Below are 15108 nucleotides of genomic sequence, written 5' to 3' on the forward strand. Positions count from 1 at the left end.
GCCGGTCAGGCGTCGGGGATGGGCTCGAACGGGGTTTCCTTGTCGGTCCGCTCGCTCTTGCCCCAGGCCGCGATGCCGACCTTGATGGCGTAGAACAGTACGCTGAACACCACCAGCAGGAACAGCACGGTCAGACCGGCGTTGATGTAGGCGTTCAGCACCACGTGCTGCATCTGGCCGATATCCTTGGCCGGCGCCAGCACCTGGCCGGCATCCAGCGCGGTGGCGTACTTCTCGCCAAGAGCGACGAAGCCGACCGCCGGGTTGCTGTCGAAGATCTTGATCAGGCCCGCGGTGGTGGTGCAGATCAGCAACCAGGCCGCCGGCAGGATGGTGACCCAGACATACTGCTGGCGCTTCATCTTGATCAGGACCACGGTGGCGAGCATCAGCGCGATGCCGGCGAGCATCTGGTTGGAAATGCCGAACAGCGGCCACAGGGTATTGATCCCGCCCAGCGGGTCGACCACGCCCTGGTACAGCAGCCAGCCCCACAGCGCCACGCAGCCGCCGGTGCCGATGATGTTGGCGGTCCACGACTCGGTCTTCTTCAGCGCCGGCACGAAGTTGCCCAGCAGGTCCTGCAGCATGAAGCGCCCGGCACGGGTGCCGGCGTCCACCGCGGTGAGGATGAACAAGGCCTCGAAGAGGATCGCGAAGTGGTACCAGAAGGCCATGGTGTTCTCGCCCGGCAGCACCTGGTGGAGGATGTGCGCGATCCCCACCGCCAGGGTCGGCGCGCCGCCGGCACGGGCCAGGATGGTGGTCTCGCCGATGTCCTGGGCGGTCTGGGTGAGTTGCTCCGGCGTGATGGCGAAGCCCCAGCTGCTGACGGTCGCGGCCACCGCGTTGACGTCGGCGCCGACCACCGCCGGCGGGCTGTTCATGGCGAAGTAGATGCCCGGCTCGATCACCGAGGCGGCGACCATCGCCATGATCGCCACGAAGGACTCCATCAGCATGCCGCCGTAGCCGATGTAGCGGGCGTCGGGCTCGCGGTTGAGCAGCTTCGGCGTGGTCCCCGAGGAGATCAGCGCGTGGAAGCCGGACACCGCGCCGCAGGCGATGGTGATGAACAGGAACGGGAACAGGCTGCCTTTCCAGACCGGGCCGGTGCCGTCGGTGAACTGGGTCAGGGCCGGCATCTTCAGTTCCGGCATGACGATCAGGATGCCGATCGCCAGGCCGATGATGGTGCCGATCTTGAGGAAGGTCGACAGGTAGTCGCGCGGCGCCAGCAGCAGCCACACCGGCAGTACCGAGGCGACGGCGCCGTAGCCGATCAGCATCCAGGTGATCTGGATTCCACTGAAGGTGAAATGCGGCGCCCATTCCGGACTGGCCGCGACCTGCCCGCCGAGCCAGATCGAACCGAGCAGGAGGAACACCCCGATGATCGAGATCTCGCCGATCCGGCCGGGGCGGATGAAGCGCATGTAGACGCCCATGAACAGCGCGATGGGAATGGTCGCGAGGACGGTGAACATGCCCCAGGGGCTGTCGGCCAGAGCCTTCACCACGATCAGCGCGAGCACCGCGAGGATGATGATCATGATCAGGAAGGCGCCGAACAGCGCGATGGTCCCGGCCACCTGGCCCATTTCCTCGCGCACCAGCTCACCCAGCGAGCGGCCGTTGCGGCGGCTGGAGATGAACAGGACCATGAAGTCCTGCACCGCGCCGGCGAGGACTACGCCGGCGATCAGCCAGAGGGTGCCGGGCAGGTAGCCCATCTGCGCGGCAAGGACCGGACCGACCAGCGGACCGGCGCCGGCGATGGCGGCGAAGTGGTGGCCGAAGAGGATGTGCTTGTTGGTCGGGACGTAGTCCAGGCCATCGTTGTTGAGTACCGCGGGAGTGGCGCGGTTGGGGTCCAGTTGCATCACCTTGCTGGCGATGAACAGGCTGTAGTAACGGTAGGCGACCAGGTAGATGGCCACCGCCGCCACCACGATCCACAAGGCGTTGATCGCTTCGCCACGACGCAGGGCGACGACGCCCAGGGCCGCGGCGCCCACGATCGCCACCACCAGCCAGGCGAGGTGACGTAGCAGGCTATTGTTATTGTTCATAGTGTTTGGCTTCCGACAGATGGAGGGCGCAGTTCTGCAGCGAAAATTCTAGCCGCGAACCGACCAGGGGTCATACGACCTTAGTCTAGAGCGGTTACCGCGCGATGGCGGTAGGCGCAATGTCGCAGGAATCCGCCGGAAAAGTCCATGGCCGACAAGGGCCGGCCAGGCGAAAACGCTTCGGCGCGACCTTGCCCTCTCCGTAGGAAGCGCCCTGGGAAAACGCCGCATGCCCAAGCCGTTCGTCTGCCGTGGCAACGAAGGCGGCAACCTCCGGCGGGCAGGCCGCGCACACGAAAAAGCCCGCCGTAGCGGGCTCTTTCCTGGGCCTGAGGTCTCAGGCCGGTTGCTTGGCGTAGCGCGCCAGGGTGCCGTCGCGACTCATCACCGCCAGGGTGTTGCTCAGGACCTGTTCGCCCGTCGCATCCTTGCTCGCGAAGATCTCGCCGAAATGCTGCTGGGTGACCTGGGCGAAGTGCGCCCGGTCCTTGGCTTCCACGCCGAGCAGCACGGCATAGGCGTCGAGCGCTTCGCCCTGGCCCTTGGCCATGTCCTCGGCGATGTTGTCGAGCATCCCGTTCATGGCGAAGATCGAGCGGCCGCCATAGCCCAGGCGTGCATTGGTGTTGCAACCGTTGGTCCCGGAGGTCATGCCGAAGGTGGCGTTGCCCGAGGTACCGTTGGTGGTGGTGGCCAGCAGGTGCGGGAACAGGCCGCGCTGGCCCTCGAACACCATGTTGCCCCAACCACAGCCATTACCGCCTGCCGCGTCGGCGTGTGCCGTCATGCTGCCCAGGCTCAGCAGCCCCAGAACCAACCCCTTGCTCAAAAGTCGCTTGTCCATGTCTGCGCTCCGCAGTTGTATTTTGGAGAAAAACGCTTTAGCAGCTTTGGCGAGACTTGACGAACTGTCAAACTCGGACACATGCCGCCGATCCAGCCGCACAGGCGGGGACGGACGGCACCGCCGATCGAATTCCGCCACTTCCCCGCCGGCATGGCTTGGCTATAGTGGTATCCAGCAGCGCGCACCGAGGGATCGCGACATGAGTGACCAGCACGACGAACGTCGACGTTTCCACCGGATCGCCTTCGACGCCGACAGCGAGATCCTCCAGGGCGAACGGCGCTGGGAGGTCTTGCTCCACGACGTCTCCCTGCACGGCATCCTGGTCGGCCAGCCGCAGGACTGGAACGGCGACCCGCAACGGCCCTTCGAGGCCCGCCTGTACCTGGGCCTGGATGTACTGATCCGCATGGAGATCAGCCTGGCCTGGGCTCGCGACGGCCTGCTCGGCTTCGAATGCCAGCACATCGACCTCGACTCCATCAGCCACCTGCGCCGCCTGGTGGAACTGAACCTGGGCGACGAGGAACTCCTCGAGCGCGAGCTGGCCCTGCTGGTCAGCGCCCACGACGACTGAGGCGGGTCACTCGAAGAGGGCGTCCAGGGCCTGCTCGAGGCGCGTCACGGCGATCACCTGCAATCCCGCCGGCGCCTCCTTCGGCGCGTTGCCGAGGGGTACGATGGCACGCTTGAAACCATGCTTGCCGGCTTCCTTCAGGCGCTCCTGGCCGCTCGGCACCGGACGCACCTCGCCGGACAGCCCGACCTCGCCGAACACCAGCAGGTCGTGCGGCAGCGGGCGGTTGCGCAGGCTGGACATCACCGCCGCCATCAACGCCAGGTCGGAGGCGGTTTCCAGCACCTTGACCCCACCCACCACGTTGAGGAACACGTCCTGGTCGTAGGTCGGGATACCGCCGTGCCGGTGCAGCACCGCCAGCAGCATCGCCAGGCGGTTCTGGTCGAGGCCCAGGGTCACCCGCCGCGGATTCGCCAGGTGACTGGTGTCGACCAGCGCCTGGACCTCCACCAGCATCGGCCGCGAGCCTTCCCAGGTGGCCATCACCACGCTGCCGGGCACCGCTTCCTGGGCCCGCGTGAGGAAGATCGCCGAAGGGTTGCTCACTTCCTTCAGGCCTTTGTCGGTCATGCCGAACACTCCCAGTTCGTTGACCGCGCCGAAGCGGTTCTTCACCGCCCGCAGCAGGCGCAGGCGGCCGTCTGATTCGCCCTCGAAATACAGTACGGTGTCGACCATGTGTTCGAGCACCCGCGGGCCGGCCAGGGCGCCTTCCTTGGTCACGTGGCCGACCAGGAAGATCGCCGTGCCGCTCTGCTTGGCATAGCGCACCAGCATCGCGGCGCTCTCGCGGACCTGGGCGACGCCGCCCGGCGCCGATTGCAACTGCTCGGTGAAGATGGTCTGGATCGAGTCGATCACCATCACCCGCGGCTGCTCCTGGCGCGCGGTGGCGATGATGGTTTCGATGCTGGTCTCGGTCATCACCTTGAGCTTGTCTTCCGGCAACGACAGGCGCCGCGCGCGCATCGCCACCTGCTGCTGGGATTCCTCGCCGGTGACGTACAGCGCCGGGACGCGGCTGGCCAGGTTGCAAAGGGTCTGCAGGAGAATGGTCGACTTGCCGATGCCGGGATCGCCGCCGATCAGCACCACCGAACCGTCCACCAGGCCGCCGCCGAGAACCCGATCCAGTTCGGTGGAGCCGGTCGTGAAGCGCGGCATTTCCTCGACGCTGACCTCCGCCAGGGTCTTCAGGTTGGCCTGCTGGCCGGCCCAGCCGCCGCGGCCGGAGCCGCTCGGCGCGGCCTCGACGACGGTCTCCACCAGGGTGTTCCAGGCCCCGCAGTCCGCGCACTGGCCGGCCCATTTCGGGAAGGTCGCGCCACACTCGGTGCAGCCGTACATGCGCTTGGCCTTGGCCATGGGAACTCCTCTCGCGGGCAAAGCGCAGATGATAGCCGCTGGCTTGATTCCGATCAGCCTCGATCGACCGCGCTTCGCGCGACACTGATGGCCGGACAAGGAGACTTCCATGCGCACACTGCTGTTCCTGCACCTGCTGGGTGCCGCGATCTGGGTCGGCGGCCACCTGGTCCTGGCCCTCGGCATCCTCCCCGGCGCCCTGCGCCGCCGCGATCCCCAGGCGATCCGCGCCTTCGAGCAGGTCTACGAGCGGATCGGCATCCCCGCCCTGCTGCTGCAGGTGGTCAGCGGCCTGTGGCTGCCGTTCGACCACTGGTTCGGCGCCACGTCGGTGGCCCGTGCCCTGCAGCTCAAGCTGCTGCTCCTGGCGGCGACCGCCGCCCTGGGCGTGCATGCGCGCCTGCGCCTGATCCCGAACCTGGACGCCGAGAGCCTGCCGAAGCTGGGCTGGCACATCGCCGCGATCACCCTGGTGGGCCTGGGTTTCGTCGCGGTCGGACAGAGTTTCCGTTTCGGCGGCGCCTTCTGAGCATGCCCACATGAAAAAGGGCGCCGGAGGCGCCCTTTTTCATGCCGTTGTCGTGAATGAATCAATGGCCTTTTCCGTTGGCCTTCCTCAGCCTCTCGGCGATTTCGTCCTTGAGTTGCACCCGTTGCTGCTTCAACCCCTGCAGCGCCAGGTCGTCGAGGGGTTCGCGACCGCCCTCGACCTCATAGATGCGCTTGTCGAGGCTCTCATAGTCCGCCGCCAGGCGAGTGAAGTGGGCGTCGTTGCCATGAAGTTGCTTCAGTTCGGCATGAAAATCCGGAAACTCCCGGGAAAGCGGATGTTGCTCGAGCGGCATGACGGACCTCCTCTGACGTTGTATACGACACCTCCAGACTAGCCCAGCAGGCCTCCTCCGAACATTGCCCCCGATCACCTCGCCGCCGCAGTGCCGTTCAGTTCGCCGCGTCGCAGGCTTTCCACGCTGTTGCCCAGCGCATCGCGGGCGCCAAGGTCGGCACCGCGCGCCGACAGCGCCTGGAGCAGCTCCTCGCGCTCGAACAGCGCCGCGTACATGGCCGCGGTCTGCCCTGCGCCGTTGCGCTGGTCGGGGCCGCATTGCGCGCCGATCAGGCGCCGGGCGATGCGGACCTCGCCCTTGAAGATGGCGCCCATCAGGGCGGTGTTGCCGCGCGCATCCTGGACGCAGGGGTCGGCACCGGCCTCCAGCAATTGTTCCACCGCTCCGCCATGGCCGTGGTAGGCGGCCAGGATCAGCCCGGTATAGCCCTTGGCATCCTGCACATCGAGGTCGAAGCCGGCCTCGACGAACTCCTTCAGCATGGCCTGGTCACCGCGTCGGGCGGCATCGAAGAAGTAGTCGCGCAACCGCGCTTCGACCTCGACCCCATGCACCTCGCCAGCTTGCGCGGCCAGCGCCGCGAGCAGCAAGCCTGCCAGAATCCAACCTCGCATCGTCGTCATCTCCCACCAAACCGATAGAGGAAGGGCGGCCTGGATGGCCGCCCCGGTTGCGATCAATCCTGGAGCTTCGCCGCCAGTTGCCGGACGCGCTGCAGATCGGCCCCGGCCACCTTGGCCAGGCCCGTGCCGTAGTCGCTGTCAGCCTTGTAGAAGTAGGAAAGCATGATGTACTTGCTCTCGTCGTCGGTGATCGCCAACGCCCCGCCGAGACTGGCGATCAGGTCGGCCTGGTCCTTCTTGCCGTAGGAGCGGAACAGCTCGCCGGTCTGCTTGAAGTTCTGCTCGCGCTGGATCTTCGCCTGCTGGGTGGTGCCGCTCAGCGGGGTCCGCACGTAGCGGGCGCTGGCCTGCTCCTCGCGCGGATCGAGCCGGCTCGGCTGGTAGTTCACCCCGCTGGTACTGTGTCCGGCGTTCAGCGCGCCGTCCTGGTTGACGGTATTGACCTCGCTGCGCGGGCGGTTGACCGGCAGGCCCAGGCCGTTGGCGCCGACCCGGTACATCTGGGTATCGGCGTAGGCGAACAGCCGTCCCTGGAGCAGGCGATCCTCGGAGGGCTCGATGCCCGGCACCAGGTTCGACGGCGCCATGGCGACCTGTTCGGTTTCCTGGAAGAAGTTGTCGACGTTGCGGTTCAGCACCATCTGGCCGATCTTGCGCTCGGGAATGCCCGGCCAGATCTTGGTCGCGTCCAGCGGGTCGAAGTCGAATTTCGCCAGGTCCTCGGGCTTGAGCACCTGGATGTACAGGTCCCATTTCGGGAAGTCGCCCTTCCGGATCGCGCTCACCAGGTCATTGGTCATGTGGCTGTAGTCGCGACCCTGGACTTCCGCCACCTGTTTCGGATCGAGGTTCTTCTGGCCCTGCAGGCTCTTCCAGTGGAACTTCACGTAGTGCACTTCGCCCCTGGCGTTGACCAGCTTGTAGGCATGCACGCTGTTGCCGTCCATTTCCCGGTAGCTGGCCGGGGTGCCCTCGTTGGAATACAGCAGGGTCAGGGTGCGGGTCGCCTCCGGCACGTGGGAGAAGAAATCGAAGCGTCGCGAGTCGTCGTCGAGGTTGCTGCGCGGGTCCGGCTTGAAGGCATGGACCATGTCCGGGAACTTGATCGCATCGCGGATGAAGAAGGTCGGGAAGTTGTTGCCCACCAGGTCCCAATTGCCGTCTGCGGTATAGAACTTGGTGGCGAAACCGCGCGGATCGCGCAGGGTCTCCGGGGAGTGGTTGCCGTGCACCACAGCGGAGAAGCGCACGAATACCGGGGTCTTCTCGCCCTTGCGGAAGACCTTGGCCATGCTCAGGTCGCTGATATCGGCGCTGGCGACGAACTCGCCATGGGCGCCGGTGCCGCGGGCATGCACCACGCGTTCGGGAATGCGCTCGCGGTCGAAACGTTGCAACTTCTGCAGCAGTTGCACGTCCTGCAGCAGCACCGAACCGTTGGGCCCGGCGGTCTGCGAGTTCTGGTTGTCGCCCACTGGCGCACCGTTGTCACGGGTCAGGGTCGCGGCCTGCACGGACAGCGACAGGAGGCTGGCGGTCAGGCTTGCCGCCACCAGCAGGCGGCCGGGACGGAAGGCGTTCAGGGAAGGGTTCATGGAAGAGCTCCTAATGGCTTGTCAGGCGTCTTGTTGCGCCCGACCAAGGTAAGGAGCGCCGCCGGCGACGCTAAATTGAAAAACCTCACCGCGCCGATTAGGAATATCAATGCGCCCATGAATCGCAAAAAGAAATAAAAAAAGACCGCCAGCCGAAGAAAGCCCGCGCTGGTGCACCAGGGACTCCCAGTTCGCTCGCCGGTAAACGAGTTCACCTTCGTTATTTGCCTGCGAAGTTAGGTCGGAGAACCTCGCCACTCCAACTTCAACTTCCGGCATCTGCATGGCGCAGTTCCAAGTTGCCGAAGTTGCTTTGTCTTCTTTCTTGGCGAATTCCTGAAAATCGACATGAGTGTAATGTTTTTCCTCTAAACTTCGTTTCTCCCCACAAGACCCGACGCAAACGTATGCCTTGCGAATTTTCGCGTTGCCGGGGGGAACCAAAACACCAATCTTCCAGCCTGAGCAACTTGCCGAAGGCTGCATTAGACTGCCTTTACCTATTAGCGAAATACAGGGAGTGAACCCATGGGTCTTCTGAGTGAATTCAAAGCCTTTGCCGTCAAGGGCAATGTCGTGGATATGGCTGTCGGTATCATCATCGGCGCGGCCTTCGGCAAGATCGTCTCGTCCTTCGTGGGCGATGTGATCATGCCGCCGATCGGACTGCTGATCGGCGGAGTCGACTTCTCCGACCTGGCGATAACGTTGAAGGCCGCCGAAGGCGACGTGCCGGCGGTGGTGCTGGCCTATGGCAAGTTCATTCAGACCGTACTCGACTTCGTCATCGTGGCCTTCGCCATCTTCATGGGGGTCAAGGCGATCAACCGCCTCAAGCGCGAAGAAGCCGTCGCGCCGTCCGAACCGCCAGTGCCGAGTGCCGAGGAAACCCTGCTGACCGAGATCCGCGATCTGCTGAAAGCCCAGCAGAACAAGTCGTGATCGCGTCGGCGGAACAATGAAAAAGGGCCCGTTCGGGCCCTTTTTCATTGCCGGACAACACGCCGGGCGGCGGCGCTATCCGCCGCTACTGCGCGGGCAAGCACCTACCAGTAGTTCTCCACCGCCACCTGCCCCGGGCGCCGGGTCAGACTGAGGTTCATGCCGCGAGCCTTCAGCACGGCGCGGGTGTCCTCGATCATCTGCGGGTTGCCGCAGAGCATCACCCGCGAATGCTCCGGGGTCAGTTCCAGGTCGGCGGCACGCTCCAGATCGCCGTTCTCGATCAGCGTGGTGATACGTCCGTTCAGGCAACCGGGTACCTGCTCGCGGGTCACCACCGGAATGAACTGCAGCTTGTGGGCATGCTCGGCCAGGTATTCGCGCTCGGCGAGGCCGGCGATCAGCTCGCGGTAGGCCAGCTCCTTGCTCTCACGCACGCTGTAGACCAGCTTGATGCTTTCGAAGCGCTCCCAGGCTTCGAAGTCCTGCAGGATCGAGACGAACGGCGCCACACCGGTACCGGTGGCCAGCAGCCAAAGGTCACGACCATCCACGAAGCGGTCGAGGGTGAGGAAGCCGAAGGCCTGGCGATCGACCAGCAACTGGTCGCCCTCGCGCAGGCGGCTGAGTTCGCTGGTGAACTCGCCGTCCGGGACGACGATGGAAAAGAAGTCGAGGAATTCGTCATGAGGCGCCGAAACCATCGAGTAGGCGCGCCAGACGATACTGCCGCTGGGCTTGTACACGCCGAGCCGGGCGAATTGCCCGGCGCGGAACCGGAATCCCGCGTCGCGGCTGGTACGCAGGGTGAACAGGTTGGGAGTCAGAGGCTGCACGTCGAGCAGCGTCTGGCGGGTGAATTTCTCTTCGCTGGCGGTCATGGTCCGCTCCGGATACCGATACTCCCCTAGTGTCCCGCAAAGCACCCGGCAGAAACACCCGCAAGGCTTGTGGCTATCCCCGCTGACGGGAATAGCCAGCGGCCGATCAGCGCTTGCGGTTGACCACCTGGGCCGCGCGCAACACGTCACTACCGATCTGCGCCTCGTAGTTCTTCCACAGCGGCTTCATGGCGTTGCGCCAGGCCTCGTGCTCTTCCGCGCTGAGGCTGACCAGGCGGCTCTTGCCGGCTGCCAGCAGGTGCTCGCGCTCCTTCTGGTTGAGCGCTTCGGCTTCCTTGTTCACCACCAGGGTGACCTCGTCGACGATGCTCTCCAGTTCGGTGCGGGTCTGGTAGGGAATGCCGGTCCAGAACGCCGAACTGGTGATCAGCATGTAGCTGAGCGCGCCGTGATTGGTCTCGGTGATGTACGGCTGCACGCTGTCGATCTTCTGTCCGGCGAGGTTCGACCAGGTGTTCTCGGTGCCCTGCACGCTGCCGGCCTGCATGGCCTTGAGGGTCTCGGCGTAGGACAACTGCTTGGCGGTGGCGCCGAGCATGGCGAACTGCGCTTCCAGCACCGACGACGGCTGGATACGGAAGACCAGGCCCTTGGCATCGTCCGGCCGGTGCAGCTCGCGAGTGGCGGAAAGCTGCTTCATGCCGTTGTTCCAGTAGGCCAGGCCATAGATACCGTGCTTGGCCATGGAGCGCAGCAGTTCGCGGCTCTTGTCGCGCTTCTGGAAACGCTTCAGGGCCTCCAGGTCATCGAACAGGAACGGCAGGTCGAACACCTGGAGTTGCTTGGTATAGGGCTCGAACTTGGACAGCGAGGTGGCCAGCATCTGCACCTTGTTGGCGCGCAGGGCCTCGATCTCGTCGGCGTCGCCGAACAGCGTCGAGTTGGGGTAGACCTCGACCTTGACCTTGCCCGGCAGACGCTCCTCGGCAAGCTTCTTGAACAACAGCGCCCCCTTGCCCTTGGGCGTGTCGTCGGAGACCACATGGGAGAACTTGATCACGATCGGGCCGGCGTCCTCGGCATGGGCGACGGCGGAAACGGCGAACAGTGCGGCGAGCGCCACACCGACAAACGGCTTGAACATCGATGTACCTGTGCGATGGCAACGACGAGCCCCGCGACGGCTCGCACGGGTCTCGTTCGGGAAACGGGTTGGGTGACGGTCACCGCTCGAAGTGGCGAAGGCGCCCGTCCAGGCGCTACCGGGTCATGACAGGCGCTATCGAAGCCCTAGCCCGGTTATTATTGGCGTGCCCGGCTGGATGACTCGTCGGTAAGGAAACGACTAACCAGAGCCGGGTAAAGAATTTTTCGGCATATCCGTGTGCCGCACAAGCTGGAGAACTCCAACCAGCTCTCAGTTTCGACAGATTGTTAATTGACGAGCGGGATTCGCCCCGCCGGGAACCCGATGCTTCTATTCGCCACCCCCTTCGCCCAGCTCGACCTGGTCCGCCAGCCCGAGCAGGACGGCGAGCCCCTCCAGGCGTTCGATGCCGCCGACGAATACCTGCTCAACCAGTTGCACGAACGGGGCGTGACGGCGCAATGCCGGGTGCTGGTCCTCAACGACGCCTTCGGCGCCCTCGCCGCGAGCCTGGCGCCGCACGTTCAGGTCACCAGCAGCGGCGATTCGCACCTGGGCTTCCTCGCCCTGCGCAAGAACCTCGCGCGCAACGGCCTCGACCTGGGTTCGGTGCGCTTCGTCCCGGCCAGCGAAACCGCCGTGGGGCCCTTCGATCACGTACTGGTCAAGGTGCCGAAGACCCTCGCGTTGCTGGAGGAGCAACTGATCCGCCTGCACGGCCAACTGGCACCGGGCGCGCAGGTCGTCGCCGCGGGGATGGTCAAGCACTTGCCGCGCGCCGCCGGCGACCTGCTGGAACGCTACATCGGCCCGATGCACGCTTCGCTGGCGGTGAAGAAGGCCCGCCTGCTGATCGCCGAGGCAGCGGAGCGCCCGCAACCGCGCTCGCCCTATCCGACCCGCTATCGCCTGGAGCAGCCGCCGCTGACGCTGCTCAACCACGCCAACGTATTCTGCCGGGAGGGTCTCGACATCGGCACCCGCGCCTTCCTCCCGCACCTGCCACGCAGCCTCGGCGCGCTACGCGCCGCCGACCTGGGCTGCGGCAACGGGGTGCTCGGTATCGCCTACGCGCTGCTCAACCCGCAGGCCGAGCTGGCCCTGGTGGATGAGTCGTACATGGCCGTGCAGTCGGCGCGGGAAAACTGGCGAGCGGCGCTGGGCGAGCGGCCGGCGACGTTCCGCGCCGACGATGGCCTGGCCGGCCAGGCGGCGGGCTCGCTGGACCTGGTCCTGTGCAACCCGCCGTTCCACCAGCAGCAGGTGGTCGGCGACTTCCTCGCCTGGCGCATGTTTCTCCAGGCTCGCGATGCCCTGGCGGCGGGCGGCGAACTGTGGATCGTCGGCAACCGCCACCTGGGCTACCACGCCAAGCTCAAGCGGCTGTTCCGCGGGGTCGAGCAGGTCGCGGCGAATCCGAAGTTCGTGATCCTGAAAGCGGGAAAATAGTCAGCCGAGCGCCGCCGGGGTGTCCACGTCGCGGAGTACGCCCGGATCGTCGCACGGCACCTCGCACCAGGCCGGACGATGGGCCTGCAGCACACGGCGCGCGCCCTGGTCGCCGTCCAGTTGTGCAAGCGCGTCCCAGAAAGCGCGGCCGAACAGCACCGGATGGCCGCGATGGCCGTCGTACAGGGGAAACACGATGGCTTCGGGAGTGGCCATCGCGGCCAGACGCTCGAGGGTATCGGCGGCGATCCAGGGCATGTCGCCGAGCAGGACGGCGATGGCCCGGGCCGGGCTGTTCCTCGCCGCCGCGACGCCGGCGGCCAGGCTGTGGCCCATGCCCGACGAGGCGTCGAGGCTGTGGACAAGCCGCTGTTGCGCCGGCAGGCCCAGGCTCGCCGGGGTCTCTCCGGCACGCACCACCACCCGCACCTCGGCGAACGCCTCGCGCGCCCGCGCCACGCTGGCCGCCAGCAGGGTCGTGCCATCAGCCAGCCGCGCCAGGCGCTTGTCGCTGCCGAAACGGCGCCCCTGCCCGGCCGCCAGGACCAGGCACAGCACCTCGTCGGCGGCGACCATCAGAGCCGCTCGCGGGGAATGCCGTTGCGGATGCGAAGAATGTCCGCCAGCACCGCCAGGGCGATTTCCGCCGGCGTCTTGCTCCCCAGGTTGAGGCCGATCGGCGCGTGGATCCGCGCCAGTTCGGCATCGCCCAGGCCGCCGATGCGCCGCAGGCGCTCGAAGCGTTTCTCCGAGGTCGCCCACGATCCCATCACGCCGATATAGAAGGCTTCGGTACGCACCGCCTCGAGCATCGCCAGGTCGTCGATCTTCGGATCGTGGGTCAACGCCACCACCGCCGTATCGGCGTGGCAACCGCCGTCGGCGATGAACAGCGAGGGCAGCTCGCGACGGATCTCGATCCCCTCCAGCACCACGCCGCGCAAGGCTTCTTCGCGCGGGTCGCAGAGGATCACCTCGAAGCCCAGGCCCTTGCCGAACTCGGCGCAGGCATGGGCGACGCTGGAATAGCCGGCCAGCAACAGGCGCTGGGCGGCACCGACGCGCAGGCGCACGCGCTCACCGTCGCGTTCCGCCCGTGGGCCGTGGCTGGAATCGTCGCGCAGGCTGCGCGCGCCGCTGCCCAGCTCGACCTCGCGGAGCAGGCGGCGCTGGCCGAGCAACGCCGACTCCATCTCGCGCAGATGGGCCTGGACGTCGCAGTCCGGCGCCAGGTTTTCCACCAGTACGTCGAGGATGCCGCCGCAGGGCAGGCGCACGTTCGAGTTCGGGTCGTCACCCTCGCCGTAGCGCACGATCACCGCGGGATCGGGGAAACCGCCGGCGGCGACCCGTTCGAGGAAATCATCCTCGACGCAGCCGCCGGACAGCGAGCCGATCCAGTGGCCGTTGGCGTTCACCGCCAGCAGCGATCCCGGCGCACGGGGCGCCGAGCCGTAGGTCGTGAGCACGGTACAGAACCACACCCGTTCGCCGCCCACGGACCACTTCAGCGCCTGGCGGACCACCTGTAGATCGAGGTGTTGCACGATTCACTTCACCTTGACGGTATGCACCGAAGCGCTCTCCGTCTTCAATTGCGCGACCTGTTGGGGACCGAGGTCACCGGGCAATCCGCCCCAGGTCTGGCGCAGGTAGTTGAGCAGGTCCGTGAGTTGCTCGTCGTCGAGTTTCCCGGCGAAACCGGGCATCGGTTGCATGCGTTCGAAGCCGGTGAACTGCTGTTCGACGATGCCGTCTTCGATCACTCGCAACAGATTACGCGGGTCTTGCAGGCGCAGGGTAGTGTTGCCGTTCATCGCCACCGCGATATGCGGCTTGCCCTCGCCTTCGCCGCCGTGGCAGCCGGCGCAGACGTTGAGGTACTGCTGGCGACCGCGCTTGCCGCTGTCGTTCAGCTGCGCCTCGGGTAGCGCCTGGACCACCTTGGCCGGCGGCGGCTGGTCGCCGAGCAGGTAGGTGGCCATGGCCGCCAGGTCGCCGTCGTCGAGGTGCTGGGTGCTGTGGTGCACCACCGGGAACATCTCGTTGAACATGCTGCCCTGGGCGCTCATGCCGTGCTTGAGGAAGCTCGCCAGGTCCGGCTGGGTCCAACCGCGCGCGGCAAGGTCGCCGGGCAGCAGGCTGGGCGCCAGGTAGCCGTTGAGCAGGCCGCCGCTCAGGCGCTTGTCCTGCTCCAGGGCGCCGGCCAGGTTGCGCGGGGTATGGCACTCGCCGCAGTGGCCGAGCACCTCGACCATGTACTGCCCGCGTTTCCAGGCCTCGCTGCGCCCTTCCTCCGGCTGCAAGCGCACGCTCTTGCCGTAGAGCAGGTTCCAGCCGGCCAGGCCCATGCGCACGTTGAACGGGAAGCTCAGGCTGGTCTGCGGCGCCGGCCGGGCGATCGGCTCCTGGGCCATCAGGTAGGCGTAGATGGCGTCGGCATCCTCGCGCTCGATCAGGTGATAGGAGGTGTAGGGCATCGCCGGATAGAGGTAGGCGCCGTCCTTGCGCTTGCCCTCGGTAAGAGCGGCGAAGAACTCGTCGGCGCTGTAGGCGCCGATGCCGTGTTCCTTGTCCGGGGTGATGTTGGTGCCGTAGATGGTGCCGAACGGCGACTGGATCGGCAGCCCGCCGGCGAACGGCGCGCCGCCCTCGGCGGTATGGCAGGCCATGCAGTCGGCGGCGCGGGCGAGGTATTCGCCGCGCTTGACCAGCGCCGCGTCGGCGCCGGCGGCGGAGGCCAGGAACGGCGACAGCGCGGCCAGCGCCAGGGCGAGGCCGGAAAGGGTCCGCTTCAT

The 15108-nt window shown here is 66.2% G+C and carries 16 protein-coding genes; 4 read left to right on the forward strand and 12 right to left on the reverse strand.

What is annotated here, in order from left to right:
• Positions 1-5: 5 nt before the first annotated feature.
• Both LE197_RS22440 and LE197_RS22445 read right to left on the reverse strand, forming a co-directional pair.
• Complete coding sequence (locus LE197_RS22440; protein ID WP_003094859.1) at positions 6-2072, reverse strand: carbon starvation CstA family protein; 2067 nt, start codon at positions 2070-2072, stop codon at positions 6-8.
• A gap of 337 nt (positions 2073-2409) precedes the next feature.
• On the reverse strand, positions 2410-2916 hold the full coding sequence (locus LE197_RS22445) for a DUF3015 domain-containing protein (RefSeq protein WP_003094862.1): 507 nt from the start codon (positions 2914-2916) through the stop codon (positions 2410-2412).
• A 202-nt stretch (positions 2917-3118) separates the two neighbouring features.
• Between LE197_RS22445 and mapZ the strand changes: the two genes are divergently transcribed.
• Entirely contained in the window at positions 3119-3496 is a 378-nt protein-coding gene (gene mapZ, locus LE197_RS22450; protein WP_003094864.1) for a cyclic di-GMP-binding protein MapZ, read from the forward strand.
• Between the two features lie 6 nt (positions 3497-3502).
• Here mapZ and radA read toward each other — a convergent pair whose 3' ends face one another.
• A complete protein-coding gene (gene radA, locus LE197_RS22455; RefSeq protein ID WP_003094867.1) occupies positions 3503-4864 on the reverse strand; it encodes a DNA repair protein RadA in 1362 nt (453 codons plus the stop codon).
• A gap of 109 nt (positions 4865-4973) precedes the next feature.
• On the opposite strand from radA, the gene LE197_RS22460 reads away from it, so the two are divergent.
• Positions 4974-5393: a CopD family protein gene (locus LE197_RS22460; RefSeq protein ID WP_226033709.1), complete on the forward strand. Its 420-nt coding sequence runs from the start codon at positions 4974-4976 to the stop codon at positions 5391-5393.
• A gap of 61 nt (positions 5394-5454) precedes the next feature.
• Here LE197_RS22460 and LE197_RS22465 read toward each other — a convergent pair whose 3' ends face one another.
• From LE197_RS22465 to LE197_RS22480, 4 genes are all read right to left on the reverse strand, one after another.
• A complete protein-coding gene (locus LE197_RS22465) occupies positions 5455-5709 on the reverse strand; it encodes a YdcH family protein (RefSeq protein ID WP_003104887.1) in 255 nt (84 codons plus the stop codon).
• A 74-nt stretch (positions 5710-5783) separates the two neighbouring features.
• A complete protein-coding gene (locus LE197_RS22470; RefSeq protein WP_019681461.1) occupies positions 5784-6335 on the reverse strand; it encodes an ankyrin repeat domain-containing protein in 552 nt (183 codons plus the stop codon).
• A 53-nt stretch (positions 6336-6388) separates the two neighbouring features.
• Positions 6389-7930 (reverse strand): catalase KatB, encoded by a 1542-nt coding sequence (gene katB / locus LE197_RS22475; RefSeq protein WP_003094881.1) that lies wholly within the window; start codon positions 7928-7930, stop codon positions 6389-6391.
• Positions 7931-7951: 21 nt separating this feature from the next.
• Entirely contained in the window at positions 7952-8416 is a 465-nt protein-coding gene (locus LE197_RS22480; protein ID WP_170872211.1) for a hypothetical protein, read from the reverse strand.
• Between the two features lie 42 nt (positions 8417-8458).
• Here LE197_RS22480 and mscL point away from each other — a divergent pair, with 42 nt between their 5' ends.
• Positions 8459-8872 (forward strand): large-conductance mechanosensitive channel protein MscL, encoded by a 414-nt coding sequence (gene mscL / locus LE197_RS22485; protein ID WP_003104883.1) that lies wholly within the window; start codon positions 8459-8461, stop codon positions 8870-8872.
• Positions 8873-8976: 104 nt separating this feature from the next.
• Here the strand turns inward: mscL and LE197_RS22490 are convergent, their stop codons facing one another.
• Together LE197_RS22490 and LE197_RS22495 are read right to left on the reverse strand one after the other, a co-directional pair.
• Positions 8977-9753, reverse strand: coding sequence for a ferredoxin--NADP reductase (locus LE197_RS22490; protein WP_023108774.1), 777 nt, complete (start codon positions 9751-9753; stop codon positions 8977-8979).
• Positions 9754-9859: 106 nt separating this feature from the next.
• The gene (locus LE197_RS22495; RefSeq protein ID WP_003121339.1) at positions 9860-10858 is read right to left on the reverse strand and encodes a DctP family TRAP transporter solute-binding subunit; all 999 of its coding nucleotides are present in this window, start codon (positions 10856-10858) and stop codon (positions 9860-9862) included.
• Positions 10859-11185: 327 nt separating this feature from the next.
• Here LE197_RS22495 and LE197_RS22500 point away from each other — a divergent pair, with 327 nt between their 5' ends.
• Positions 11186-12310: a methyltransferase gene (locus LE197_RS22500; protein ID WP_023108775.1), complete on the forward strand. Its 1125-nt coding sequence runs from the start codon at positions 11186-11188 to the stop codon at positions 12308-12310.
• On the opposite strand, the gene LE197_RS22505 is transcribed toward LE197_RS22500, so the two are convergent.
• Genes LE197_RS22505 through LE197_RS22515 form a run of 3 tightly spaced genes read right to left on the reverse strand, consistent with a single transcriptional unit; the run spans position 12311 to position 15108 of the window.
• The gene (locus LE197_RS22505) at positions 12311-12886 is read right to left on the reverse strand and encodes an NTP transferase domain-containing protein (RefSeq protein WP_023108776.1); all 576 of its coding nucleotides are present in this window, start codon (positions 12884-12886) and stop codon (positions 12311-12313) included.
• Positions 12886-13857, reverse strand: a complete 972-nt coding sequence (locus LE197_RS22510) for an XdhC family protein (RefSeq protein ID WP_023108777.1) — start codon at positions 13855-13857, stop codon at positions 12886-12888. Before LE197_RS22510 ends, LE197_RS22505 begins: the two co-directional genes overlap by 1 nt.
• A 3-nt stretch (positions 13858-13860) precedes the next feature.
• Positions 13861-15108, reverse strand: coding sequence for a cytochrome c (locus LE197_RS22515; protein WP_003141588.1), 1248 nt, complete (start codon positions 15106-15108; stop codon positions 13861-13863).

The organism is Pseudomonas sp. PS1(2021) (assembly GCF_020405165.1).
In the GTDB taxonomy this organism is placed as follows: Bacteria; Pseudomonadota; Gammaproteobacteria; order Pseudomonadales; family Pseudomonadaceae; genus Pseudomonas; species Pseudomonas aeruginosa.

Excerpts from the sequence above, each read along its gene's own strand:
- mapZ (WP_003094864.1), top strand. The coding sequence starts at position 3,119 with ATGAGTGACCAGCACGACGAACGTCGACGTTTCCACCGGATCGCCTTC.
- LE197_RS22495 (WP_003121339.1), bottom strand. The coding sequence starts at position 10,858 with ATGTTCAAGCCGTTTGTCGGTGTGGCGCTCGCCGCACTGTTCGCCGTT.
- mscL (WP_003104883.1), top strand. The coding sequence starts at position 8,459 with ATGGGTCTTCTGAGTGAATTCAAAGCCTTTGCCGTCAAGGGCAATGTC.
- LE197_RS22470 (WP_019681461.1), bottom strand. The coding sequence starts at position 6,335 with ATGACGACGATGCGAGGTTGGATTCTGGCAGGCTTGCTGCTCGCGGCG.
- LE197_RS22460 (WP_226033709.1), top strand. The coding sequence starts at position 4,974 with ATGCGCACACTGCTGTTCCTGCACCTGCTGGGTGCCGCGATCTGGGTC.
- LE197_RS22480 (WP_170872211.1), bottom strand. The coding sequence starts at position 8,416 with ATGCAGCCTTCGGCAAGTTGCTCAGGCTGGAAGATTGGTGTTTTGGTT.
- LE197_RS22500 (WP_023108775.1), top strand. The coding sequence starts at position 11,186 with ATGCTTCTATTCGCCACCCCCTTCGCCCAGCTCGACCTGGTCCGCCAG.
- LE197_RS22490 (WP_023108774.1), bottom strand. The coding sequence starts at position 9,753 with ATGACCGCCAGCGAAGAGAAATTCACCCGCCAGACGCTGCTCGACGTG.
- LE197_RS22505 (WP_023108776.1), bottom strand. The coding sequence starts at position 12,886 with ATGGTCGCCGCCGACGAGGTGCTGTGCCTGGTCCTGGCGGCCGGGCAG.
- katB (WP_003094881.1), bottom strand. The coding sequence starts at position 7,930 with ATGAACCCTTCCCTGAACGCCTTCCGTCCCGGCCGCCTGCTGGTGGCG.
- LE197_RS22465 (WP_003104887.1), bottom strand. The coding sequence starts at position 5,709 with ATGCCGCTCGAGCAACATCCGCTTTCCCGGGAGTTTCCGGATTTTCAT.
- LE197_RS22445 (WP_003094862.1), bottom strand. The coding sequence starts at position 2,916 with ATGGACAAGCGACTTTTGAGCAAGGGGTTGGTTCTGGGGCTGCTGAGC.
- LE197_RS22440 (WP_003094859.1), bottom strand. The coding sequence starts at position 2,072 with ATGAACAATAACAATAGCCTGCTACGTCACCTCGCCTGGCTGGTGGTG.
- LE197_RS22515 (WP_003141588.1), bottom strand. The coding sequence starts at position 15,108 with ATGAAGCGGACCCTTTCCGGCCTCGCCCTGGCGCTGGCCGCGCTGTCG.
- radA (WP_003094867.1), bottom strand. The coding sequence starts at position 4,864 with ATGGCCAAGGCCAAGCGCATGTACGGCTGCACCGAGTGTGGCGCGACC.